The sequence below is a fragment of the Peristeroidobacter soli genome (assembly GCF_004138485.1).
Taxonomy (GTDB): Bacteria; Pseudomonadota; Gammaproteobacteria; order Steroidobacterales; family Steroidobacteraceae; genus Steroidobacter; species Steroidobacter soli.
Window position 1 is genome coordinate 331,836 of sequence record NZ_RYEV01000007.1, and the last position, 23,973, is coordinate 355,808.

The 23,973-nt window shown below is 62.2% G+C and carries 19 protein-coding genes; 4 read left to right on the forward strand and 15 right to left on the reverse strand.

Annotated features, from left to right (window positions below; genetic code table 11):
* Window position 1: 1 nt before the first annotated feature.
* On the reverse strand, window positions 2-2,491 hold the full coding sequence (locus tag EKO19_RS30800; RefSeq protein ID WP_157995512.1) for an ABC transporter permease: 2,490 nt from the start codon (window positions 2,489-2,491) through the stop codon (window positions 2-4).
* Entirely contained in the window at window positions 2,488-3,165 is a 678-nt protein-coding gene (locus EKO19_RS30805; protein WP_129781252.1) for an ABC transporter ATP-binding protein, read from the reverse strand. The genes EKO19_RS30800 and EKO19_RS30805 overlap by 4 nt, the downstream gene beginning before the upstream one ends.
* Between EKO19_RS30805 and EKO19_RS30810 the strand changes: the two genes are divergently transcribed.
* Both EKO19_RS30810 and EKO19_RS30815 read left to right on the forward strand, forming a co-directional pair.
* Window positions 3,164-3,895 (forward strand): arylesterase, encoded by a 732-nt coding sequence (locus tag EKO19_RS30810; protein ID WP_217705717.1) that lies wholly within the window; start codon window positions 3,164-3,166, stop codon window positions 3,893-3,895. The two genes, EKO19_RS30805 and EKO19_RS30810, sit on opposite strands and share 2 nt — an antisense overlap.
* 23 nt (window positions 3,896-3,918) lie before the next feature.
* Window positions 3,919-5,613, forward strand: coding sequence for an AMP-binding protein (locus tag EKO19_RS30815; RefSeq protein WP_129781253.1), 1,695 nt, complete (start codon window positions 3,919-3,921; stop codon window positions 5,611-5,613).
* Between the two features lie 60 nt (window positions 5,614-5,673).
* Here the strand turns inward: EKO19_RS30815 and hemE are convergent, their stop codons facing one another.
* From hemE to EKO19_RS30870, 11 genes are all read right to left on the reverse strand, one after another.
* Complete coding sequence (hemE, locus tag EKO19_RS30820; RefSeq protein WP_129781254.1) at window positions 5,674-6,759, reverse strand: uroporphyrinogen decarboxylase; 1,086 nt, start codon at window positions 6,757-6,759, stop codon at window positions 5,674-5,676.
* A gap of 367 nt (window positions 6,760-7,126) precedes the next feature.
* Window positions 7,127-7,312, reverse strand: a complete 186-nt coding sequence (locus EKO19_RS30825) for a hypothetical protein (protein ID WP_129781255.1) — start codon at window positions 7,310-7,312, stop codon at window positions 7,127-7,129.
* A complete protein-coding gene (locus tag EKO19_RS30830; protein ID WP_129781256.1) occupies window positions 7,309-8,994 on the reverse strand; it encodes an anti-phage dCTP deaminase in 1,686 nt (561 codons plus the stop codon). Before EKO19_RS30830 ends, EKO19_RS30825 begins: the two co-directional genes overlap by 4 nt.
* A 57-nt stretch (window positions 8,995-9,051) precedes the next feature.
* A complete protein-coding gene (locus EKO19_RS30835; RefSeq protein ID WP_129781257.1) occupies window positions 9,052-10,215 on the reverse strand; it encodes a deoxyguanosinetriphosphate triphosphohydrolase in 1,164 nt (387 codons plus the stop codon).
* Window positions 10,212-11,312 (reverse strand): 3-dehydroquinate synthase, encoded by a 1,101-nt coding sequence (aroB, locus tag EKO19_RS30840; RefSeq protein ID WP_129781258.1) that lies wholly within the window; start codon window positions 11,310-11,312, stop codon window positions 10,212-10,214. The genes EKO19_RS30835 and aroB overlap by 4 nt, the downstream gene beginning before the upstream one ends.
* Window positions 11,309-11,857, reverse strand: coding sequence for a shikimate kinase AroK (gene aroK, locus EKO19_RS39605; protein ID WP_129781259.1), 549 nt, complete (start codon window positions 11,855-11,857; stop codon window positions 11,309-11,311). Before aroK ends, aroB begins: the two co-directional genes overlap by 4 nt.
* Window positions 11,858-12,037: 180 nt before the next feature.
* The gene (pilQ, locus tag EKO19_RS30850; protein WP_217705718.1) at window positions 12,038-14,239 is read right to left on the reverse strand and encodes a type IV pilus secretin PilQ; all 2,202 of its coding nucleotides are present in this window, start codon (window positions 14,237-14,239) and stop codon (window positions 12,038-12,040) included.
* Window positions 14,240-14,259: 20 nt separating this feature from the next.
* Window positions 14,260-14,781 (reverse strand): pilus assembly protein PilP, encoded by a 522-nt coding sequence (locus EKO19_RS30855; RefSeq protein ID WP_129781261.1) that lies wholly within the window; start codon window positions 14,779-14,781, stop codon window positions 14,260-14,262.
* Between the two features lie 15 nt (window positions 14,782-14,796).
* On the reverse strand, window positions 14,797-15,465 hold the full coding sequence (locus EKO19_RS30860) for a type IV pilus inner membrane component PilO (protein WP_129781262.1): 669 nt from the start codon (window positions 15,463-15,465) through the stop codon (window positions 14,797-14,799).
* Window positions 15,462-16,088, reverse strand: a complete 627-nt coding sequence (locus EKO19_RS30865; protein ID WP_129781263.1) for a PilN domain-containing protein — start codon at window positions 16,086-16,088, stop codon at window positions 15,462-15,464. Before EKO19_RS30865 ends, EKO19_RS30860 begins: the two co-directional genes overlap by 4 nt.
* A 1-nt stretch (window position 16,089) precedes the next feature.
* Window positions 16,090-17,151 carry a pilus assembly protein PilM gene (locus tag EKO19_RS30870; RefSeq protein WP_206606496.1) on the reverse strand — a complete coding sequence of 354 codons (1,062 nt, stop codon included), beginning with the start codon at window positions 17,149-17,151 and terminating at the stop codon, window positions 16,090-16,092.
* A gap of 501 nt (window positions 17,152-17,652) precedes the next feature.
* On the opposite strand from EKO19_RS30870, the gene EKO19_RS30875 reads away from it, so the two are divergent.
* Both EKO19_RS30875 and EKO19_RS30880 read left to right on the forward strand, forming a co-directional pair.
* The gene (locus EKO19_RS30875) at window positions 17,653-20,130 is read left to right on the forward strand and encodes a penicillin-binding protein 1A (RefSeq protein WP_129781264.1); all 2,478 of its coding nucleotides are present in this window, start codon (window positions 17,653-17,655) and stop codon (window positions 20,128-20,130) included.
* Window positions 20,131-20,163: 33 nt separating this feature from the next.
* A complete protein-coding gene (locus EKO19_RS30880; RefSeq protein ID WP_129781265.1) occupies window positions 20,164-20,787 on the forward strand; it encodes a hypothetical protein in 624 nt (207 codons plus the stop codon).
* 23 nt (window positions 20,788-20,810) lie between these two features.
* Here the strand turns inward: EKO19_RS30880 and EKO19_RS30885 are convergent, their stop codons facing one another.
* Both EKO19_RS30885 and EKO19_RS30890 read right to left on the reverse strand, forming a co-directional pair.
* Entirely contained in the window at window positions 20,811-22,106 is a 1,296-nt protein-coding gene (locus tag EKO19_RS30885; protein WP_129781266.1) for a citrate synthase, read from the reverse strand.
* Window positions 22,107-22,430: 324 nt separating this feature from the next.
* Entirely contained in the window at window positions 22,431-23,954 is a 1,524-nt protein-coding gene (locus tag EKO19_RS30890) for a M48 family metalloprotease (protein ID WP_129781267.1), read from the reverse strand.
* Between the last annotated feature and the right edge of the window lie 19 nt (window positions 23,955-23,973).

A 23,973-nucleotide genomic window follows, 5' to 3' on the forward strand; every position in this document is an offset into this window, starting at 1 on the left:
GCTAGCCGCCTCGCAACGTGGCGATGGGCGGGTGATTGACGACTGATCGCGTCGCCAAGGTTCCGCTCAGACCGACGAGCACCGCGCCTGCAATCAGGCCCACCGCCCACACGGTGATATCGAACGTGTATTGGAGATTGAAGATGCGCGTCGCGAGGAAATACCCAGCGGCCGTCGCGCCCATCGCCGCTAACGTGCCCGACAGAATTCCCAACGTGGTGAACTCCGCCGCCACGCCTTGCAATACCACGCGACGGCTCGCGCCCAACGTTCGCAACATCGCGCTTTCGTAACGTCGCTCATCGCGCGTCGCCTGGATCGCAGCGAGCAGCACGGTGATGCCCGCGAGCAGCGTGAATCCAAACACGTATTGAACCGCCAACGAAGCCTTGTCCATCACGCCACGCACCTGCGTGAGAATCGCTTCGAGATCGATCGCGGTCACCTCGGGAAACTTGCGTACGAAGTCCAGCAGCACGGGCCGCTGCTCGCGAGGGATGTGCACGCTCGTGATGTAGGTACCGGTGCTGTCGTTCAGCGTGCCGGGCGAGAACACCATGAAGAAGTTCGGACGGAACGAATCCCACTGCACTTCGCGGAAGCTGCTGACCCGCGCGGTGATGGTCTCGCCGGCGACATCATAAGTGAGCTCGTCGCCGAGCTTCAGACCCAGGGCATCGCCCAGCTCTTTCTCCACCGACACGCGTGGCCCGCCGCCATCGTTGGGACGCCACCACTGGCCCGAGATCAGCTTGTTGTCGTCCTGCAGGGTCTGCGCCCAGGTGAGATTCGCTTCGCGCTCCAGGAAGTCCTTGCCCCGATCGCTTTGGATTTTCAGATCGGTCGCCGACTTGCCATCGATCTTGATCAGGCGGGCGCGAATCATCGGCACCAGTTGCGGCGGCGTGATGCCATGCTCGGCGAAGAAGTCCCGGACCTGGTCGGTCTGATCGGGACGAATATTGATCATGAAATGATTGGGCGCGTTCTCCGGCAGGCTGGCGCGCCACTCCTGCATGAGGTCGTTGCGAACCACCGCGAGCAGCAACAGCACCATCAGGCCCAGACCGAAGGCGACGATCTGGATCACGCTGTCCCGGCCGCGGCGGGCGATGTTTGCCATCCCATAACGCCAGGACACACCCACGCTGCCGCGCAGCCCGCTCAGGCCTCGAACCAGCAACCAGCCGGCGAGCATCAGCACCGCGAACGTGACAAACGTTCCGCCGAATACATACAACAACAGCTGAGCATCGCGAACCAGCCATGCGAGCAGCGCGACCAGAGCCGCAAGCGCCGTCCCGTAGACGGTCGCATAACGCAACGGTGGCGGCTCGAGATTTCGTCGCAACACTCGGGCCGGCGGCACGAAGCGCAGCTGTAACAGCGGCGGCAGCGCAAAGCCGATGAGGATCAGCACCGACGTGACGATACCCAATCCGCCAGCGCTGAGCGACGGAGGCGGCAGCTCGTTGCGCACCAGATCCTTCAACAGATACGCGATGCCCTCCTGAGCCGCGTAACCGATGACCGCGCCAATCACGCCGGCGATCAAGCCGATCATCAACAGCTCGAGCACGCTGATGGACAGCACCAGCCGCTGAGGCGCGCCCATGCTCTTCATCAGCGCGACGGTGTCGAGATGGCGGGAAACGTAGCGGCGCGCTGAAATCGCGACGGCGATCGCGGCCAGCAGGATCGTCACCAACGCGGCCAGATTCAGAAATCGGCTCGCCCGATCGATGGCGGAACGAATCTGCGGGCTGGCGTCCGCCAGGTCGACGATGCGCTGGCCGGGCTTCTTGATTTTATTGAGCCGCTCCTTGAGCGCCGTGACGGCCTGCGGCTGGCCGGCGAACAAGGCGAAATGAGAAATGCGACTGCCTTCCTGCGCCAGGCCAGTGGCTTCGACATCCTGGAGACGCATCAGCAAGGTCGGCGCGAGATCGACGAACTGCGAGCCTTGATCGGGGCGATAGTCGAGCACCTTGGTGGCGGTGAGCTCGCTCGATCCGACGCGAATCTTATCGCCGACTTTCGCACCGAGTTGCGCGAACAGGCGCGCTTCGAGCCACGCTTCGCCCGGCCCCGGCATGGTCGTGACTTCCTGCGCCGGACCAAACGGCACATCCGCGACTTTGACCCGGCCTCGCAACGGATATTCGGCAGAGACGGCCCTGATCGCCGTCAGTGCGCTGTCGTCGCCCTTGAACACGACGCTCGGAAAATTGGACAGCTCGGCGGTTTGCAGGCCCGCGTCCCTGGCCATCTGAAAATATTCCGGCTCGAGCGCCGAGCGCGATTGCAGTCGCAGATCGGCCGCGAGCACTTCGCCCGCTTGCTGATCGACCGCCAGACTGACGCGGCTCGTGAAGAACCCGACTGCGGTGAGCGCCGACACGGCGACCAGCAGCGCCAGCATCAGCACTCGCAGCTCGCCCGATTTGCCATCGCGCGCCAGTGCGAGAATCGCGAGCCTCAGCGCTTTCATGCAGCGACCTTGCCGGCGTCGATGCGAATCGTACGTCCGCATCGCTGCGCAATGGCGTTGTCGTGAGTCACGACCACCAATGTGGTCCGCGTGGCGCGGTTCAGCTCGAACAGCAATTCGATGATGCGTTCACCGGTCGCTGAATCCAGATTGCCGGTCGGCTCGTCCGCGAACAGCAGCGCAGGTCTGGTGACAAAGGCGCGAGCGATCGCGACTCGTTGCTGCTCGCCGCCGGAAAGTTGCCGGGGATAATGCTCGCGACGCGGCGTCAAACCGACTTTCGCCAGCACTTCGGCGGCGGCCTCGCGCGCGCCGGATTTGCCCGCCAGTTCCAGCGGCAACATCACATTCTCGATCGCGGTCAGCGAAGGCACGAGATGAAAGCTCTGGAACACGAAGCCCACATGTTGGGCTCGCACCGCGGCGCGGCCGTCCTCATCCAATGCGGTGAGCTCCGCACCGTTCAGCCAGATTCGTCCGTCAGTCGGTTCATCCAGCCCGGCGAGCAAGGCCAGCAACGTCGATTTGCCGGCGCCCGAGGCGCCGATGATGGCAACGGTCTCGCCGGCCTGAATGCTCAGATCGACGGCCGCGAGGATGGTCAGCGTTCCCTCCGGACTGCTAACCTGCTTGCTGATTTTTTCCGCTCTGAGGACCGGTTGCGCAATGCTCATGTCGAGATCTGAATCTGGATCGTTGGGCAAGTCGGGTACGGCGATGGCCGCCGCAGTTTGCCAGCGCAAACTTAGCGGAAACTTACGCTGGGCTGTCACGATCGGTTTCAGCCTGGCGCTGTTCAGTCTGCTTGGGCTGGGACTGAGCCCATCCGGTTTGGTTCACGCCGCGACCGCGCCCAGAGCCATCCTGGTGCTCGGTGACAGCTTGAGCGCCGGCTATGGCGTCAAAGTGGATGCCACCTGGGTGGCCTTGCTGGAACAGCGGCTGGCCAAGCAAGGTTACGGGTACCGCGTAGTCAATGCCAGTATCAGCGGCGAAACCACCGGCGGCGCGCGCGGCCGTTTGCCTCGTGCCCTGGATTTGCACAAACCCGCGGTGGTCATCATCGAGCTGGGCGGCAATGACGGGCTGCGCGGCCTGCCTTTGAAACAGGTGCGCGGCAACTTCGAATACCTGATCGAGACCAGCCAGGCCGCGCGCGCCAAGGTCGTGCTGGTGGGCATGCGCATGCCGCCGAACTATGGAGCCGAATATGCCAACTCGTTCCATGCGCTGTACGCCGAGCTGGCGAAAAAGTACGACGTGCCGCTGGTGGATTTCTTTCTGGACGGCGTGGCGCTCGACGACACCCTGATGCAAGCCGATGGCATTCATCCCAATGCGACGGCACAACCCAAATTGCTGGACAATCTGTGGCCGGCACTGAGCAAGGTACTGAAGCAATGAACGCAATCGCGCAGGGCGCGCCAATGACGGCCGCATCCTCCAAGCCCTGGCTGAAGAGCTATCCGTCGGGCGTGCCGGAGCTGATCAATCCCGAGCAATACAGCTCGGCGGTCGAGCTCATCGACGGCGCCTGCGCCCGTTTCGCCGAGAAGCCGGCGTTCACCAGCATGGGACGCACGATCACGTACGCCGACTATGAGCGCCTGTCGCGAGACTTCGCCGCTTATCTGCAATCCATCGCGCATCTGAAGAAAGGCGATCGCATCGCCTTGATGATGCCCAACGTATTGCAGTATCCGATCGCGCTGTACGGCGCGTTGCGCGCCGGCTTGATCGTGGTCAACACCAATCCGCTGTACACGGCGCGCGAGCTGGAACATCAGCTCAGCGATTCGGGCGCCAAGGCCATCGTCATTTTCGAGAACTTCGCGCACACGCTCGATCATGTCATCGCCAAGACCCAGATCCAGCACGTGATCATTACCGGCGTCGGCGATCAGTTGCATTTTCCGAAGTCGGTGCTGGCCAATCTGGTGGTGCGCCAGGTACGCAAACAGGTTCCCGCCTACAACCTGCCGACCGCCGTGCGCTTCAACAAGGCGCTGCAGGCCGGCCGCTATGAAACATTCACGCCGGCGTCGCTGACGCTCGAAGACATCGCCTTCCTGCAGTACACGGGTGGCACGACGGGCGTGGCGAAAGGCGCGATGCTGACCCATCGGAATATCGTCGCGAACGTCTTGCAGGCCGAGTCCTGGATCGGCACGGCGGGGCGCGTCGGCCAGGATACGATCATTACGGCGTTGCCGCTGTATCACATCTTTGCGCTCACCGGAAATTGGCTGGTGTTCGTGAAGCTGGGCGCGAACAACGTACTCATCGTCAATCCGCGTGACTTCCCCGCGTTCGTCGCCGAGCTGAAGAAAGTCCGCTTCACTTACATCAGCGGCGTGAACACGCTGTTCAACGCGCTGCTCAATACGCCGGGTTTTTCAGAGGTCGATTTCAGCGCGCTGGCCATCACGCTGGGCGGCGGCATGGCCGTGCAGCGCCCGGTCGCGGAGCATTGGAAGAAGGTCACTGGCAACGTGCTGACACAAGCGTGGGGCTTGACCGAGACGTCGCCGGCGGCTTGTATCAATCCGTTCGGCGAGGATTTCAACAACTCCATCGGCCTGCCGATTTCTTCAACCGAAATCAGCATTCGCGACGACGACGGCAACGATCTGGGCATCGATAAGGTCGGCGAGATTTGTATCCGCGGGCCGCAGGTGATGCGCGGTTATTGGAATCGTCCGGACGAGACTGCCAAGGTGATGCTGGGCGATTGGCTGCGCACCGGCGATATCGGGCGGATCGACCAGAAGGGCTATGTGTTCATCGAGGATCGCAAGAAAGACATGATCCTCGTGTCCGGCTTCAACGTGTATCCGAACGAGATCGAAAGCGTCGTCGCCGCGCATCCCGGCGTGCTCGAAGTCGCCGCGGTCGCGCAGGCGGATGAGCATTCGGGTGAGGTGCCCGCGCTGTTTGTCGTGAAGAAAGATCCGTCGCTCACCGAGCAGCAGTTGATCGATTTCTCACGTCAGCAGCTCACCGGGTACAAGGTGCCCCGGCACGTCTATTTCAGGACCGAGCTGCCGAAGACCAATGTCGGCAAGATCCTGCGACGTGCGCTGCGCGATGAGTTGAAGAAAGAGACCGGCCAACGCGCCTAGCGCGAACTGAAATCAACCATTCCGCGCTTCAACGGGAACAACAACCATCCATCCCGCGCATCAGCGCGGGATGTGATATTGGGGACTCAGCTCGTGCACGGCGGCGATCATCGCGCCGGCGTGCTCGGGCGGAATCGCCGGATGAATGCCATGTCCCAGGTTGAACACATGGCCAGGGCCTTGTCCGTAACTCGCCAGCACTCGCGCCACTTCCTCGCGAATCTTTTCGGGGGCCGCGTACAAGCAGTTCGGATCGAGATTGCCCTGCAGCGCCACGCGGTCGTTTACGAGACGGCGCGCGTCGCCAAGATCGGTCGTCCAGTCGACACCGAGCGCATCGCAGCCGGTCTGCGCCATGATGCTCAACCAATCGCGCGCGCCCTTGGTGAACAAGATCACCGGCACGCGCCGGCCTTCGGCTTCACGCGTCAACCCGTCGACGATGCTCTGCATGTAATGCAGCGAGAACTCTCGATACTGCGCCGGCGTGAGCACACCGCCCCATGTATCGAAAATCATCACCGCCTGCGCTCCGGCCGCGATCTGCGCGTTGAGATAGGCGCGTGTGGAATCGGCAAGCAGCTGTAACAAAGCCCGCAGCGTCGCTGGCTCGTTGTACATCATCGTCTTGATGCGAGAGAACTCCTTCGAGCTGCCGCCTTCGACGATGTATGTGCCCACGGTCCACGGACTGCCGGCGAAACCGATCAGCGGCACGCGCCCATTCAGCTCTTTGCGAATCAAGCTCACTGCATCCATCACATAGCGCAGCTCGACCTGCGGATCCGGCACGCCCAGCTTCTCCACATCCGCTTTCGAGCGCACCGGCCGCTCGATGCGCGGCCCTTCGCCCGTCTCGAACTGCAATCCCAGACCGAGCGCGTGAGGAATCGTCAGGATGTCGGAGAACAGAATCGCCGCATCGAGTGGATAGCGCGCCAGCGGCTGTAATGTGACTTCGCACGCCAGCTCCGGCGTCATGCACAGCTTCAGGAAACTCCCGGCGCGCTCGCGCGTGGCGCGATACTCCGGCAGATAACGCCCGGCCTGACGCATCATCCACACGGGGGTGCGATCAACCGGCTGCCTCAGCAGGGCGCGGAGGAACCGGTCGTTGGTTGGAGCGGGCTTGGAATTACCAGTCATCGTGACTGGTAATTTACCACTTGCGCGCTGCAGCGGCGCAAATCAATCGTGCTGTCGACGGCGAGATCTAGGGCCTGTTAACACTCATTGGATGGGCTGCGACGAGCTATTGCGGTTCAGGGCTAGGCGGGACGAGCGCCGTGTGCTCTCTGCACATAAGGGAGGAGCAACGACGTCCTGAACCGCAATAGCTCGTCCCATCTAAGGATATTTATTCACTAAACGGGTTGCGTCTCCCGATTCTCATGAAACATGGGCCTGCCGCTGCGTTACAAAGCTTGCCCTCGCTACGCGAGGGCTGCGCTTTGCGCCTTGCTGCAGGCGATTCGAGACGCAACGCAGCCCATCCAATGAGTGTTAACAGGCCCTAGTCATCGAGAAAATCAGAGAGATGCGGTGCCAGTCTGGTGGCGGAGGCATTCTGGTCGCGGGCATCGACGGTTTTCCTGTCGCCAATGCCGGAGGCGTTCTTCAGCCATTGCGGCCAGCTTTCAAGCTCCCGACGGGCCAGCTCGATCTGTCTTTCGAGGTCGGAACCCTTGACTGGACTCATATTGAGGTCTCCTCCAACACCCGAGAAACTGCGCTGCGCGCAAGTATGACGGGAAGAACGTTACCAAGCACCCTCCCCTCGATCAACAGATACGAGGGTACGAACCGATTGAGTCGCGGCTGTGCCTTTCCGCCAATCCAAGCGATGGCGTTTCCGCGCGAGTCTTTGCGCTCAGTCGCGCGGAACATTTCTGTATAGATACTCGGCGCAACTCCGACGAACGGCTCGAACGTAACGCGATCCGGTCGTGCGACACATGGGTCGACATCTATCATGTCCTCATACAACTCGCGCGCGAGACTCTTCGGATAGGGTTCGATGTACACCACACGGCGTATGCCAGCCGAAATGATATGCCTGGCACACAAGTGACAAGGAAATGTAGTGGTGTACATGTTGGCGCGCTCGACGGCGATGCCGCGGTGCGCGGCTTCGGAGAGCGCCGACATCTCAGCATGCACTGAACGGCCGAACTCCAGCAGGTTCTGGATTTGCGTGCCGTTGAGCATGCCAGCGGCAAGCAGCGAATCGGCATCGCCCGGAGAATTCTCCGGCGGACGCCACCCCGCATCGCGTAGCCGAGCGAGCGCTTGCGCGAGCAGCTGGCGCTTGAACCTGCTGGTGCTATCGACGCCCTTCACGAAATCCCGATGATCCGGACTTTCCCCGCTCCAGTACAGACCGCCGCCCACCTTCGGGACGTCGTTGCATCCAACCGCGAGAATGCTGCCATCCTGATTTGTGATAGCAACGCCAACCTGTCGGCCGAGGTCCGCGGATCGAAGTGCTGCCGAGTGTGCGTGAAACATGGCGAACTCGTCTCGCGTCGGCGTCTCGAATGGATGGCCGAATAGCAGGCGAACATAGCGTGCCAGGCCTGCCTGCAAACGCTCTAATGAGCGTGCGTCCACGAAAAAATCGCCACAGGGAAACGAATCTCGAACGCTCTGTCCAAGTTTGTTCTGTTCTTGCTCATCGATCTGAATCAGTTCTTCCGCCTGTGCGCGAAAGCGGTCGGTGTACGTCTCGCCGCGCGATTCGGCGATGGTCGCAGCAAGCTTTTCCACGCGGTCCTGTCGAGGTGCGTACGTCGAAATAACATTGAAAGCTCTGCCATAGACGTACCGAAGCATCTGGATCTCATCGGGATGCTTCAGCGAGCGAATTATGAAGGCGGTTCTTTCCAGGGGTTGGTTGCCGGCCTGTTCCTGTGGAAGATCGGGCTGCAGCAGGATTCGACGTTGACGAATTGCGGATATGGCGAGCACCGCCATGACTTCGCCGGTGCCCATTCTATTGCGCAGATCGGTGCCGCCTTTCATGTGCTCCCGAATTCGATCGAACTCGGACGCGAAAGCACTCGTGCCGAGGTGTGCATACGAATCGAGCTGGTGAAGGAGCGAGCTGACATGGATTTCTTCGACTCTGTAACGCACACGTTCCAACTCCGCGGTTAGCGTGCGCGTCACAGCTCCGAGATCGGACCCCACAGCCCCGACGAGACCGAACACCAGCTCGGGCCCCGAGAGCGCCAGCAATTGGTTCATGCAACTCTCCACCGGTTCTTGATGAGCCATCGACTTCGTACTTTGATCGTGCTCCCAGACGAGTTCGCCCCTCGTTGAGACAGGAATATTTTCTGTAATAGCCGCGAGAAATGGCGCGCTTGCGCGCGGAATCACACGCGCGCGCAGCTCTACGTGCGTCGAGCCACGTAGCTTCGATACGAGGGAGAGAGATCAGCTGCGCTTGGAGGGATCGAAGATGCGTTCGTGTTCGACGATGGCGTAGCGGTCGGTCATGCCGGCAATGTAGTCGGCGACGGCGCGGGCGCGGCCGGACTCGCCGGATTGGGATTCCATCTGCGAGGCAATCTGCTGATGCTCGGGAGGCAACAGCTCGGGACGTTTGAAGAAGGCTTCGAACAGGCTGCTGATGACGGCGTCCGCCTTGTTGGTCATGCGCAGGACGCGATAGTGGCGATAGACGTGATCGAGCAGATAGCGCTTCAGCTCGAGATGTTCCGCGACCACGGGATCGCTGAATTTGACCAACGCACTCGGCGCCGCGCGTACCGCTTCGACGTCGGCCGGGGCGGCGGCCCGGAGTTGGGCGGCGGTGTTTTCGATCAGGTCGGTGACGACGTACGCGATCATGCGCCGGATCACTTCGTGAATGAGCCGACGCCCGTTCAAGGACGGATAGGTGGCCATGACGACGTCATACTGCCGCCGGAACAGCGGCACTTGTTTCAACTCGTCGACCGTGATGATGGCGGCGCGCAGGCCGTCATCCAGATCGTGATTGTTGTAGGCGATCTCATCGGCCAGATTGGCGATCTGTGCCTCGAGCGTCGGTTGCCGGCGCTGGATGAAACGTTCGCCCAGCTCGCCGAGCTTGCGCGCATTGTTCAACGAGCAGTGTTTGAGAATGCCTTCGCGCGTCTCGAACGTGAGATTCAATCCGGCGAAAGCGGCGTAGTGCTCTTCGAGCTCATCCACGACCCGCAGCGACTGCAGGTTGTGCTCGAAGCCGCCGAAGTTGCGCATGCAGGCGTTCAGCGCATCCTGACCGGCATGACCGAACGGCGTGTGGCCCAGGTCGTGCGCCAGACAGATGGCTTCGCACAAGGTTTCGTTGAGCTGCAGCGCCCGCGCGATGGTACGGGCGATCTGGGCGACTTCGATGGAATGGGTCAGGCGCGTGCGAAACAGATCGCCTTCGTGATTGACGAACACCTGGGTCTTGTAGACCAGGCGTCGAAACGCCGTGGAATGCACGATGCGATCCCGGTCGCGCTGATACTCGCTGCGATAGCGCGGCGCGTCCTCGGGATGCTGACGGCCCTTCGACCGGGCGTCCCAGGAAGCGTAGGGAGCGAGCGGCGATGGCGCGACGGTCATGCGGCGGTGTCGAAATGCGTTCGCAGGGTGGCGGCGAATGCTTCGCCTGAGTAGTCGCTGACGACATCTGCCTTGCCGAGACTGCGTAACAACACCAGCCTCAGCTTGCCGTCGAGCACTTTCTTGTCGAGCCCCATCAGCTCGCGCGCGCGTTCGGCGCCGATGCGCGGCGGTTCGACAGGCAGCTTGAATCGTTTCAGCAGAGCGATGGCGCGCTCCTTATCCGCGCTCGGCAACCAGCCCAGCCGCTCCGACAGATCCGCCGCCATCACCATGCCGGCCGCAACCGCTTCACCGTGCAGCCAGTTGCCGTAACCCGACGCGGTCTCGATGGCATGACCGAACGTGTGACCCAGATTCAGGATGGCGCGCAAACCATGCTCGCGCTCATCGACGCCAACGACCTCGGCTTTGATCTCGCAAGAACGGCGCACAGCGTAAATCACGGCAGCATCGACGCGCGTCAACAAGCTCTCGGCATGCTCTTCGAGCCAGGCAAAGAACGCCGGATCGTAGATCAGGCCATACTTCACGATTTCAGCGATGCCGGCGGCAAACTCACGTTCCGGCAGCGTGTGCAGCGTCGCGGTGTCCGCGATCACACAACGCGGCTGATGGAACGCACCGATCATGTTCTTCGCGCTCGGATGATTGACGGCGGTCTTGCCGCCCACCGACGAATCCACTTGCGACAGCAGCGTGGTCGGCACCTGGATGTAATCGATGCCGCGTTGATAACAGGCGGCCGCGAAACCGGCCATGTCACCGATGACGCCGCCACCCAGCGCGACCACGGCGGCATCGCGGTTCATGCGCTCGCTCACCAGCGCATCGAAGATGCGCGACAGCGTGTCCAATGTTTTGTATTGCTCGCCATCCGGCAACACGACCGAAGCGACGCGACGGTGCTTCAACGCCGTTGCCAGCGGACGCAGATACAACGGTGCGATGGTTTCGTTGGTGACGATGAGCAGATTGCGCGCGGCGACGTGCTCGCTCAGCAGCGAGTCGTCCTCGAGCAGATGCGGCCCGATCAGAATGGGATAGCTGCGTTCGCCCAGGGCGATATCGACACGTTCGTGCGGTTGGTGACTCATGTTACGGACAGCTCCTGCAAACGCTGCACGACCTCGTCGGCGACCGCGCGAACCTGCCGGCCGTCGGTGCATACGACGATGGTGGCAATGGATTCGTACAGCGGACCGCGAAAGGTCAGCAACTCGCGCAGCTTGCGCTCGGGATCAGCGGTGTACAGCAGCGGGCGCTGGCGGCCGTGCCGGGTGCGCTCCAGTTGCTGATCGACGCTGGTCTGTAGATAGACGACGCAGCCCCGATTGGCGAGGTGCTCCCGATTCAGCTCGGACAGCACCGCGCCGCCACCGGTGGCGACGATCACATCCTGCATCTGGGTGAGCGAATCGATCACTTCACGCTCGCGATCGCGAAACCCGGCCTCGCCTTCCTTCTCGAAAATATAGGGAATGTCGACGCCGCAGCGGTGCTCGATTTCGGCGTCGCTGTCATAGAAATGAAGATGCAGCAGCCGCGCCAGCTGCTTGCCCACGGCGGTCTTGCCCGAGCCCATGGGCCCGATCAGGAACACGTTGTTGCCGCGCGCGGGCTTGGTCGGTTCGGAGGTCATGCAAGGCGGGACTATAAACGAAAGAGGCCGCCCGAAGGCGGCCTCAACAGTCCACTACCTATCCAGGACCACCCTTGGGTACAGGGATGTACCCCGCCGCTTCAGCGGCGGACGAGCGGCAAAAGTCACGCCTTTTGCCCAGCTCGCATGAGGGTCGGGCCAGGATGGCCCGATCCCGAATCAATACAAACTGCTGCCTTCGCGCAGGATGCGCGGGGTCACGAAGATCAGCAGCTCGTCCTTGTTGTCCGTGGTCGTGTTGTTCTTGAACAGGCGGCCGACGACCGGGATATCGCCCAGGTACGGCACCTTCTTCTCGGCGTCGCGGCGCTCGGTCTCCAGGATGCCGCCAAGCACGACGGTCTGGCCGTCGTTGACCAGCACCTGGGTCACGATCTCGCGCGTGTCGATCGAGGGCACGAAGCCGCCGGTGGCGCTGGCGACCAGCTGACCGACGCTGTCCTTGGACACTGTGAGGTCCAGGATCACGCGGTTGTCCGGAGTGATCTGCGGCGTCACCTTCAGGCTCAGCACGGCCTTCTTGAACTGCGTGGTCGTGGCACCGCTGGACGAGGACTCCTGGTAGGGAATTTCCACGCCCTGCTCGATGGTGGCTTCACGCTGGTTGGCCGTGATCAGGCGGGGCGAGGAGATGATCTCGCCGCGGCCTTCGGCCTGCGCCGCCGACAGTTCCAGATCGACCAGGTAATCGGAGTCGATCAGGGCCAGGGCCAGGCGACCGGCCGGGTTCGCGGCCGGCAGGTTCACCAGGTAACGATCCGCGGCGTTCTCGGGGAGGATGAAGCCGCCGAGCTGATTGTCGGTGCCGTTGGTCGGCGTGCCGATCGTATTACCGTCGTTGTCGAGCAGCCCGGGATACGGGCTGATACCAACACCGTTCTCGCCGTTCAGCGGACTGCCCAGCAGGCCGAGGCCGTCTTTGCCGCCCTGATTGAAGGCAACGTTGGCACCGAAGCGCACGCCGAGGTCGCGGCTGTAGTCATCGCTCACGATCACGATGCGCGCTTCGATCATCACCTGCTTGACCGGAATGTCGAGCGTCGACACCAGGCGGCGGATGTCCGCGAGCCGCTCCGACGTGTCCTGCAACAACAGGGTGTTGGTACGTTCGTCGATCGCGACGCTGCCGCGGTCGGAGATCAGCGAGCCGGCGCCAGACTTGATCAGCGTGGCCAGATCGGCGGCCTTGGCATAGTTCACCTGCAGGTACTCGGTACGCAGCGGGGAGAGCTCCTGAGCTTCCTTACGCGCGGTCAGCAGCTCTTTCTCGCGGGCGGCGATTTCGGTGGCCGGCGCGATGAAGATGACATTGCCTTCCTGACGCGAGTCGAGGCCCTTGGTACGCATCACCACGTCCAGCGCCTGATCCCACGGCACGTTCTGCAAGCGCAGGGTGACGTTGCCGGCGACCGAGTCGCTGATGACCATGTTCTGGCCGCTGGTGTCGGCGAGCAGCTGGAGCACGGCGCGGGTTTCGATGTCCTGGAAGTTCAGGGTCAGACGCTCGCCGACGTATTCCTTCTTGTCGCGCAGCTCGGGCGGCAGCTTCACGACCGGCTTCACTTCGATCGTGTAGATGTTGTCGGACTGATAAGCGAGCTGCTCATAGTCGCCGGAGGCGGAGATCACCAGGCGCGCACCGTCGCCGACGCGCAGGGCATCGACGCTGCTCACCGGCGTGGCGAAGTCGACCACGTCCAGACGCTGCAACAGATTCTCGGGAATCGCGGTCTTGGCGAAGCTCACCACGATCTTGCCGCCTTCCTGGCGCAGGTCGGCGGGCACCTTGGAATCGGTCAGTTCGACGATGATGCGGGCCGAGCCGTCGCCACCGCGACGGAAGTCGATGTTGTTGACGCTGCGGACACCGGAGATCGTGGCGGCGGCGGCGGGGCGCTGCGTGGCGGTGGCGAAGCCGCCGGGCTGGGCGCTCGATTGCAGGGAGCGGCCGGTGCCGGAGGAGGCGAGCGACACCACGATGGTGTTGCCTTGAACGCGCGTCTCGTAGGGAACCAGCGAGTCGACGTTGAGCACCACCCGGGTGCGGCCGTTGGCTTCCGCGACGTTGACCGTATCCAGCACACCCTGTTTCACATCGACCCGGCGCGAAGTCATCGCAACCGAGGTGGCGGGCAGATCGAGCGCGATGCGCGCCGGATTGTCGACCGTGAAGGTGAGCGGAGTGGGCGCGTCGGAGGCCAGGCGGAGAGTCAGCTCCACCTTGTTGCCGGCGGTGACCTGCGCCTGGATGCTTTCCAGTCGATTGGTGGACTGCGCCAGTGCAGCCTGGCCGAACCCGGCCAGCGCGGCCAGGGTCAGGACCAGTCTCGCGGCAGACCGTTGCACGCTTGAGAACAACATTCTGTGTGTCTCCCTGAGAATCATTCGTTCAGCGCCAGCGCCGCTGGCCGCTCGATGTATCCGCCGAGGCCGTCGGGGACGATCTCGATGATGGAAATCCGCGTCGGCGTGATGCTGACCACGCGGCCGTCGTTCTGCCCCATGAAGTTGCCGGGCACCACGCGATGAACCAGGCCGTCCTTGCCCTGGACCAGTCCGTAGTTGGTCCCCTGCAGCTGCAGGGTGCCGACCATGGACATGGTGTCGAGCGGGAACTGTTCGAGGAATTCACGCGTGCGCTTGCTGTCCGGACGCACGGCGCTCGCCACGTCGTTGCGCGCCGGCGCGCTCGGCACGAACGGCGAGCGCATGCTCGATGCGTTGTACGCGAAGCTTTCGTATGCCTTGATCTCCGGCAGCGGCTCGATGCGCTCGCCGGGACGGGCCTTGATGTCCTTGACCTGGTTCTGCAGCTTGTCCATGTCGGTCGAGCAGCCGCTCAGCCACACCAGGGCGAGCGCGCCAGTCGCGAGAGTTCGAAGATGCTTGTTGTGTAACGTCATAAGTGACTGCTCGCGTTACTTCGCATTGGGCGGACGGCCGCCTTTCTGCGGTTTGCCCTTCTGCGGTTGAGGTTGCTGGGCAGCCTGTTCCTCGGCGTCGAGATAACGATAGGTCTTGGCGGTCACGTTCAGCTGCAACTGATCGTTGCCGCCGTCCTTGGTCGGCACGATCTCCACGTCGTGCAACGTCACGATGCGCGGCAGGGCCGCGATACCGCTGACGAACGCGCCGATGGCGTGGAAGCTGCCGGTGAGCTTCATCTTGATCGGCAACTCGGCATAGAAATCCTTGTTGACCTGCGCTTCGGGCTGGAACAGCTTCTGATCCAGACCGGCACCCGCGCCCTGCTGGGAAATATCGGTCAGCAGGTTGGGCACCTCGGTCTTGTCCGGCAACTTGCGCAGCATGGCGCCGAACGAGCGCTCCATCTCGGCGAGCTGCGCCTTGTAGGCATCCAGATTCGCCGCTTTACGCGCCTTGGTTTCCAGAGTCTGCAACAGCTGCGCTTCCTGCGCGCGTGCCGTATCGAGCTCAGGCTTCTTGTCCTTCCACGCCAGGAAGTAGGACATGAAACCGGCGGCGAGAATGAAGATCAGCGCGATCGCGCCGAGCCGGAATGCCAGCGGCCAACGGCTCGGGTCGTTCGGGTCGAGGTCGCGCAGTTGTTCGACGAACGTGCTCATGACGCACCTCCGTTCGGCGCCTTCGGCTTGGTCACCGGGCCTTTCTTGGCCGGCGTGGCTTTCTCCTCGGTCGCGGCGGCCACCTGCGGAGTTTCCTGGGTCGCGTTCAGCGTGAACTGCGAGCCCGCGTCGGTGTTGCCCTTGGTCTCGAGAATCTGCAGCGCCGGGTCTTTCAGCCACTCGGAGCTGTCGATGTTGCGCATGTAAGAGGCCACGCGCGTGCTCGACTGCGCGATGCCTTTCAACTCGATCTTACGGCCGGTCTGTTTCACTGAAGTGAGATAGATGCCATCGGGCGTGGTGCGAACCAGTTGATCGAACACATGCACGATCTCCGGACGGCTCAGCTCGAGCTGCTCGATCACTGTGATGCGCGCCTGCAAGCGCTTCTTCTGCTCTTCCAGATCCAGGATTTCGGCAATCTGTTTGTCGAGCTCCTTGATCTCCTGGTTCAGATAGTTGTTGCGCGCCATCTGTTCGTCGATCGCCGACTGCATCTGCCAGTTGACCGCGAAATACACCAGCGCGGCGCCCAGCAGGGCGGCCACCGCACCGACCCCGAACTCCTGACGTTTGCGTTTGCGTTCCGCTTCACGCCAGGGCAATAGATTGATTCTTGGCATGTCAGTCGAAGCTCCGTAACGCCAGCCCGCATGCTGTCAATAATGCGGTCGCATCCTTCTTCACCGCCTGCGCCTTGGCTTTCTGACTGACCTTCATCTGACCCAACGGGTCGCCTCGTTGTGATTCGATGCCGACCCGACTTTGGATCATTTCGGCGGCACCGGCGATGTTGGCGCAGCCACCGCAGATCAGAATCTGTTCAGGCTGCTCGCGGCCCGCCCCGGAGGCGAGGAAGAACTGCAACGAGCGGCTCACCTGCTGGCACATATCGTCGATGAACGGGCCCAGCACTTCAGTCTCGTAATTGCCAGGCAGCCCGCCTTCTTTCTTGGCACGGCCGGCTTCTTCCATGCTAAGGCCGTAGGTGCGCATGACTTCTTCGGTCAACTGCTGGCCGCCGAAGGCGAAGTCGCGCGTGTAGATGACTTTCAGATCTCGCAACACGCTGAACGTGGTGGAGCTGGCGCCGAAGTCGACCACCGCGATCACTCGACCGAGGCCGCCATCGGGCATCTGGTGAGTCAGCAGGCGGCAGGCATTCTCGAGCGCGAACGCTTCCACATCGACGATCTTCGCGGTCAGACCGGCGGCGGCGCAGGCGGCGATGCGCTGTTCGACGTTCTCGGAGCGGGTCGCGACCAGCAGCACGTCGAGCATGTCCGGATCCTTCTCGGAGGGTCCGATCACTTCGAAATCGAAGCTGACCTCTTCCATGGGAAACGGGATGTACTGGTCGGCCTGCATTTCCACCTGGCCTTCCAGCTCGTTCTCGCCCAGCGTGCGGGGCATCTGGATGACCTTGGTGATGGCGGCGTCGCCGCTGATGGCCACGGCCGCTTCCTTGGCGCGCGCACCTGAACGCTTTACAGCTCGCTTGATGGCCTCGCCGACGGCATTGGCGTCGACGATGGCTTTTTCGTTGATGGAATTCGGCGGAGTGGCCTCCGCAGCATAGGATTCGACGCGGTATTGACCGCCGCTCATGCTCAATTCAATGAGCTTGACCGAGGACGTAGTGATGTCCAGGCCCAGGATGGGTCTGGATTTTGCGGTTAACAGCACGCTGGTTCCCTTTCTTGATCAGACACTTGAGTGACGATCGGAGATCGGACACGAAACACGGGCGGCAACTATATACAGCCGTGACTTAAGTTGAATGTGAGGAGCCTCACGAAATACCATCGCGGTATTCCCGCAGCAAAAGTGCTGTTTTTGCAGTAATAAGCACCTGTTAACCGCGTTCATCCGCAGGAGCTGAGGTAGATCAGGGCCTTATCGCCCGGGCGGCGCAGCTCCACCACCCCGGCGCCATCGTCTTCTGCCGTTATCCCCGAATGCCGTTTGCGGTTTCGCGTCGCCGGCGCTCCGGTGTGAAACCTGAGAGTCGTGTGCAACGATCTTCAGGGTCTGACCTCAAAGTCACTTGGACCAGCATCCGGTACTATCGGCCTGACTCCTGAGCCGATATGCGATGCCGCACCAGATTATGTTCACGGGCTAATATTGCCTAGCAGCTTTTGATATAGCAACCGGCAAAGCAAGGACTTAGGATTTTTAGTTGCCATGCGACGTTACCTCAAATCCCCCCTCCGGCTGATCATTGCAGGCGTACTCGGGGCGACCGGCGCGGCGGTTCTCGGACTGGCCGGCGCCTATCAGTACCTGCATCCGGCGCTGCCGGATGTCAGCGCCATCAAGGACATCCGGCTGCAGGTGCCGTTGCGCGTATTCAGCCGCGACGGACGGCTGATCGCCCAGTTCGGTGAGCAGCGCCGCATTCCCCTGTCTTTCGCCGCCATCCCCGGCCAGATGGTCAATGCGGTGCTGGCGGCCGAGGACGACAACTTCTTCCAGCATGGTGGCGTCGATTATCCGGGCCTGGCGCGTGCCGTGATCGCGAATCTCGTGTCGGGCAACAAGTCCGAGGGCGGCAGCACGATCACGATGCAGCTGGCGCGCGGCGTGTTCCTGAGCCCCGAGAAGAGCTATCGGCGCAAGCTGGTGGAGATCTTCACCACCCTGCGTATCGAGCAGGAGCTCTCGAAGCAGGAAATCCTCGCGCTGTACATGAACAAGATGTTTCTTGGCCAGCGCGCCTACGGCATCGGTGCCGCGGCGGAGGTGTACTACGGCAAGAGCGTCGATCAACTGAACCTGCCCGAGATCGCGGTGATCGCCGGCACGTTCCGCCTGCCATCGCGTGACAATCCGGTGGCAAACGCGGAGCTCGCTCGTCAGCGGCGCGCCTATGTGTTGCGTCGTATGCGCGAGAAGGAATTCATCACGCAGGCGGAGTACGAGGCGGCGCTGAAGGCGCCGGTCGAGTCGAAGTTGCACGGTCCGGCGGTCGAAGTCGAAGCGCCGTACATCGCGGAGATGGTGCGAGCGGATCTGTTCAACCGGCTCGGCGCCGACGCGTACACCGCGGGCTACGAAGTCATCACGACAGTCGACAGTCGTTTGCAACATGCCGCGGTGAAAGCATTGCGAGGCGCGTTGCTCGAATACGATCAGCGCCATGGCTATCGCGGTCCCGCTGGGCGCGTCACATTGCCGTCGGGGGCTCGCGAGAAGGAATGGTCGCAGGCGCTCGAAGAATATGCAGTGCGCGGCGGTCTCGAACCCGCAGTCGTGGTTGCGACGGAAGAAAAGAGCGCGGTCGCTTATGCGCGTGGCTCCGGACGCGTCAACTTGGGTTGGACTGGATTGAGCTGGGCGCGCGCCCCGTTGCCCGACGGCAGTGTCGGGCCGCAGTTGCAACGCGCGGCGGATGTGGTCGCGGTCGGCGACATCATCTATATCGCGCAGGAAGTGTCCGGCAACTGGCGCATGGTGCAGGTGCCGGAAGCGCAGGGCGCATTCGTCGCGCTCGATCCGCAGGACGGCGGCATTGCCGCGCTCACCGGCGGCTTCGATTATTTCGCGAGCAACTACAATCGTGCCGTGCAGGCCAAACGCCAGCCGGGCTCGTCGTTCAAACCTTTCCTGTATTCAGCAGCGCTCGATCAAGGCTTCACCCCCGCGAGCATCGTCAACGATGCGCCGCTGGTGATCGAAGACCCGACGCTCGAAGGCAGCTGGCGTCCCCAGAACAACACGCGTGAATTTCGCGGCCCGATGCGATTGCGTGAGGCGCTGGTCCGTTCACGCAATCTGGTCTCGATTCGTGTGATGAATTCGTTGGGACCGGCTTACGCAACCCAGTTCATTCAGCGCTTTGGTTTTCCGGAAAACACGCTGCCGCGCAATCTGTCGCTGGCGCTCGGCACCGCGCAGGTTTCTCCGTTGGAGATGGCGAGCGCGTACTCGGTGTTTGCCAACGGCGGCTTCCGCGTCGAGCCGTATTTCATTCAGCGCATCGTCGCTGCCAACGGCAAGGTCGAATTCGAAGCGGAACCGAAGTTCGCCTGTGCCGACTGCGTGCAGCCGACGCCACCCGCCGGCGAGACCGAAGGTGGTGTGACCAATCTGATCGATGCGCCGATCACCACCGCCACCAACGACGAGACGCGCTGGGGCGGCCGCACGTATCTGCAGGAGAAGTCGCTGGCGCCGCAGGTCCTTTCGCCGCAGAACGATTATTTGATCACCGACATGATGGCGGACGTCGTCAAGCGCGGCACCGCCGTGCGCGCGTTGCAGTTGAAGCGCGGCGACATCGCCGGCAAGACCGGCACCACCAACGATCGTCGCGACGCCTGGTTCTGCGGCTTCAACAGTTCGCTGGTCGGCACGGCCTGGGTGGGCTTCGATCAGGAACGTTCGCTCGGCCCCGGTGAAGAAGGCAGCCGCACGGCGCTGCCGATGTGGATCTACTTCATGTCCGAAGCGTTGAAGGGTGTGCCCGAACAAAAACGCACTCCGCCGCCGGGACTGGTGTCCATGCGGATCTCGGCGGATACCGGCCTGGCCGCGCGGCCCGGCGATCCAAACGCTATTTTCGAGACATTCATGGCGGGCCATCTGCCGCCGCAGGCGGAAGTCGATTCGGCGCTGCCTGGCGACGACCAAGAAGAGAAAAAGGACGACTCGCTGTTCTGAAGACCGCGGGTCGTGCTGATTACGGGAACGAAGATGAGCAAACGAAGCAATCCACGCGCGGAGCAGCTGCGCATGGCGTTGGCGCAGGAAGCGGCCCGCATCATGTCCGAGCAGGGCATCGACGACTACGGTTTGGCCAAGCGTAAAGCCGCCGAGCGCCTGGGCGCGACCGACATCGCGGTGTTGCCCAAGAACACTGAGATCGAAGCGGCACTGGCCGCGCATCACCGATTATTCGAAGGCGACAAGCATTCGACGGCGCTGAGTGCGTTACGGCGCACGGCGCTGCAGGCGATGAAATTGCTGGACAGCTTTCAGCCGCGCCTGGTCGGGCCGGTGCTCAGCGGCACGGCTTCAGCGCACTCCGAAGTGAATCTGCATCTGTTCGCGGACAGCCCGGAGCGGGTGACGCTGCATCTGGTGGACAAGAATATTCCGCATCACCTGGCCGAGCGGCGGCTGCGCTACGAGCCCAATCGACTGGTCGCATATCCGGTGGTGCAATTCGTCGCGGGAGATCGGGAAATCGACGCGGTGGTGTTTCCCATCGACGGCATCCGCCAGTCGCCAGCCAGTCCGGTGGATGGCCGGCCGATGCGCCGCGCGGACGCGGCCGAGCTGGAGTCTTTGCTGGAATCGGAGAGCAGCGACTACTGAGGTCGCTGCTCTGTCGAGCCAAATCAACGCTTCTCGATCTCGACGTACTGACGCGTCGCCGGGCCGGTGTACAGCTGGCGGGGGCGGCTGATCTTCATCGCCGGGTCGGCGATCATTTCCTGCCAGTGCGCCACCCAGCCGACGGTGCGCGCGATCGCGAACATCACCGTGAACATCGACTGCGGAATGCCGATCGCGCTGTAGATGATGCCGGAATAGAAATCCACGTTCGGATACAGCTTGCGCTCGACGAAGTACTCGTCCTTCAACGCGATCTCTTCCAGCTTCAGCGCCAGCTCGAACAGCGGGTTGTCGGACTTACCGAGCTTCGCCAGCACCTTGTGGGCCATGGCGCGGATAATGGTCGCGCGCGGATCGAAGTTCTTGTAGACGCGGTGGCCGAAGCCCATCAGCTTGAAGTGGTCGTTCTTGTCCTTGGCCTTGGCCAGGAACTTCGGCACGTTGTCGACGGTGCCGATCTGCTCGAGCATCGCCAGTACCGCTTCGTTCGCGCCGCCGTGAGCCGGGCCCCACAGCGCCGAGATGCCCGAGGAAATCGCGGCATACGGATTGGTGCCGGTGCTGCCGGCGAGACGCACGGTCGAGGTGCTCGCGTTCTGTTCGTGATCGGCGTGCAGGATGAACAGCAGATCCAGGGCCTGCGCCTGCACCGGATCGATGTTGTACTGCTCGCACGGCACGGCGAAGAACATGTGCAGCAGGTTCGCGCAGTAATCCAGATCGTTGCGCGGGTACATGAAAGGCTGACCCAGCGCATGCTTGTAGGCGGCGGCCGCGATGGTCGGAATCTTCGCGATGATGCGATGAGCGAAGATCTCGCGATGACGCGGGTTATTGATGTCCATCGAGTCGTGATAGAACGCCGCCATCGAGGCGACTACACCCGACAGCATCGCCATCGGATGCGCGTTGTACTGGAAGCCGTTGAAGAATCGCAGCAGCGATTCGTTGATCATCGTGTGGTACTGGACCGCGTGCGTGAATTCGGTCTGCTGTTCGGAAGTCGGCAGTTCGCCGTTGATCAGCAGATAGGCCACTTCCAGGAAATTGCTCTTCTCGGCCAGTTGCTCGATCGGATAGCCCCGATACATGAGCACGCCTTCGTCGCCATCGATGAAAGTAATTTTACTTTCGCACGACGCCGTGGCCATGAAGCCCGGATCGAACGTAAACATGCCGTGATCCTTGGCGAGGCTCGCGATGCTGAGTACATCGGGCCCGAGCGTGCCGCTCTTCACGTCGGCGAGCGACTTCTTGCCGGTCGCCAGGTTGGTCAATTCAAACTTCTTCTCGGCCATGGGGCTACTTCCGCAAACAGATGCCACAGGGAAAGCCTGACCGGGCGCATCGTGAGGGAGCATCGGCCAGGCCGTGGAAAACGATCGAGCCTGTCCCTAGGCCTGCGATCGTCGCGGCTTTTTGCAAGCGCAAAAATCGGAGGCGCAGACTTACACGTCGTCGCCAGCGAATCAAGCATGGAGACCGGCGATGAGGCATTAGTAATGTGCATCGCTGCGCTTGCGACGCTATACGTGAAGCAAGTCCGCCGTTGTCTATTAGGCGGACTTATCGCGCGTTCGGCGAGATTAATTCGCTCGCACGCGCCGACAGGAAAACTCCGATTATTGAACGATCTTGATCAGCTGACCGGGCTGCGGCTCTTTGTTCGGATACAGATCGTTGAGCAGCCGCAATTGCTGTTCGGCGTAGCTGGGCAACGGTGAAGTTTTCGCCAGGTCGGCGACGCGCGTGGTCTCGGTGGCGCGGATCGTCTTGATCTTGTACGGCTCGGCCAGCGCGAATTCATTCTGCTTCAGACGCCGAAAGGTTTTCACCGTCGACATGAACAGCGGATCGGCCTTCGGCGTGCCGGTCGAACCCTTGCTGGCGCCCGCGAAAATATAGGCGAGATTGTTGTGATACAGGACCACGTAGCGGGCCGGCATCAGGCCGAACGGCGTATTGGTCGCGCGCACCACCGCGGTGTAACCCTGCAAACCATTCACTTCGATGGGCTCGGACTGCGCGGCGCTGGCACGCGCCAGCAGACGTGAAAGAAATTCACGCGGACCGGTGTTCGGCGGCGGCGCCTGGGTCTGCATCTGCAGAACGCTATCTTTCTGCGGTGACAGCGCCACCAGACGATCCGCCTGATTCTCGACCGTCCAGCCGCTCGGGAACGCGATCGTCAGTCCCAGATCGGCGTGATAGAAGCGATTGCCCTTGAGCACGCCCTGCGAGCGGCTCGGTCCCATCGGCAGGCCTTCGATGGCCTTCAGATATTTCTCGCGGCCCGGATCGAGATTGTCGGTCGGACCGCCCTTGAGCGTTTCAGCGGCCTTCACCACTTCAGTGAGACGCTCGTCGTTGTCCGGGTGAGTCGCGAACACGCCGTGATAGACCCGCGGCTCGCGCTTTTCCTCTCGAGCCCGCGCGATCTCGAACATCTCCTGGTTCTTCAACAGCCGCACCACGTCGATCATGCTGGTGGGCGCGAAGCCGACGTTCTTCAGATATTTCGCACCGAGCCGATCGGCTTCGAGCTCCTGATCGCGACCGTAGCCGCTGACCAGTGCCGCGCCGGCGTAGTTGGCGAGACCGGCGATATCGGCGCTGCCGGTAAACAGACCGACCGCGGCCGCACCGATATTCGACAGCGTCGACTTGCTCTGTTGCCGCGTCGGATGACGCGCGCTGACGTGGCCGATCTCGTGACCCAGCACGGCGGCCAGCTCGGCCTCCGAGTTGAGGTAATTCATGATGCCGCGAGTGATGTAGACGTAACCACCGCCGGTGGTGAACGCGTTGATGTCCTCGCTATCGAGCACCATGAAGTGATATTCGAGCTCGGGACGATCGCTGGCCTTGGCGGTGCGCTGGCCGACTTCGTTGACGTAGCCCTGCAGCTGCTGGTCCTCATAGGGACCGCCGAACTGCTGCATGATCATCGGATGCACTTCCTTGGAGCGCTTGATCTCGCCAGCTTCGCTCTGGAACACCAGATCGGGCCGGCCAGTCACGGGATTGGAAGCGCAGCCGCTCAACAGCGCCGCCGGTCCGGCGAACGCGGCGATGAGCAGCACGGCACGAACAGAGTTTTTCAGCGGCATGGCGGCGTCCGACTCGCAACGGCTCGGGATGGCCATTGCACTCCATAGCTCTATG

What these genes read in the sequence shown, in the direction of transcription:
- aroK (WP_129781259.1), bottom strand. Translation starts at nt 11,857, where the DNA reads ATGACCTCCGAACCGACCAAGCCCGCGCGCGGCAACAACGTGTTCCTG.
- EKO19_RS30875 (WP_129781264.1), top strand. Translation starts at nt 17,653, where the DNA reads ATGCGACGTTACCTCAAATCCCCCCTCCGGCTGATCATTGCAGGCGTA.
- EKO19_RS30890 (WP_129781267.1), bottom strand. Translation starts at nt 23,954, where the DNA reads ATGGCCATCCCGAGCCGTTGCGAGTCGGACGCCGCCATGCCGCTGAAA.
- EKO19_RS30805 (WP_129781252.1), bottom strand. Translation starts at nt 3,165, where the DNA reads ATGAGCATTGCGCAACCGGTCCTCAGAGCGGAAAAAATCAGCAAGCAG.
- EKO19_RS30860 (WP_129781262.1), bottom strand. Translation starts at nt 15,465, where the DNA reads ATGAGCACGTTCGTCGAACAACTGCGCGACCTCGACCCGAACGACCCG.
- EKO19_RS30810 (WP_217705717.1), top strand. Translation starts at nt 3,164, where the DNA reads ATGTCGAGATCTGAATCTGGATCGTTGGGCAAGTCGGGTACGGCGATG.
- EKO19_RS30885 (WP_129781266.1), bottom strand. Translation starts at nt 22,106, where the DNA reads ATGGCCGAGAAGAAGTTTGAATTGACCAACCTGGCGACCGGCAAGAAG.
- EKO19_RS30815 (WP_129781253.1), top strand. Translation starts at nt 3,919, where the DNA reads ATGACGGCCGCATCCTCCAAGCCCTGGCTGAAGAGCTATCCGTCGGGC.
- aroB (WP_129781258.1), bottom strand. Translation starts at nt 11,312, where the DNA reads ATGAGTCACCAACCGCACGAACGTGTCGATATCGCCCTGGGCGAACGC.
- EKO19_RS30825 (WP_129781255.1), bottom strand. Translation starts at nt 7,312, where the DNA reads ATGAGTCCAGTCAAGGGTTCCGACCTCGAAAGACAGATCGAGCTGGCC.
- EKO19_RS30835 (WP_129781257.1), bottom strand. Translation starts at nt 10,215, where the DNA reads ATGACCGTCGCGCCATCGCCGCTCGCTCCCTACGCTTCCTGGGACGCC.
- hemE (WP_129781254.1), bottom strand. Translation starts at nt 6,759, where the DNA reads ATGACTGGTAATTCCAAGCCCGCTCCAACCAACGACCGGTTCCTCCGC.
- EKO19_RS30800 (WP_157995512.1), bottom strand. Translation starts at nt 2,491, where the DNA reads ATGAAAGCGCTGAGGCTCGCGATTCTCGCACTGGCGCGCGATGGCAAA.
- EKO19_RS30855 (WP_129781261.1), bottom strand. Translation starts at nt 14,781, where the DNA reads ATGACGTTACACAACAAGCATCTTCGAACTCTCGCGACTGGCGCGCTC.
- EKO19_RS30865 (WP_129781263.1), bottom strand. Translation starts at nt 16,088, where the DNA reads ATGCCAAGAATCAATCTATTGCCCTGGCGTGAAGCGGAACGCAAACGC.
- pilQ (WP_217705718.1), bottom strand. Translation starts at nt 14,239, where the DNA reads ATGTTGTTCTCAAGCGTGCAACGGTCTGCCGCGAGACTGGTCCTGACC.
- EKO19_RS30880 (WP_129781265.1), top strand. Translation starts at nt 20,164, where the DNA reads ATGAGCAAACGAAGCAATCCACGCGCGGAGCAGCTGCGCATGGCGTTG.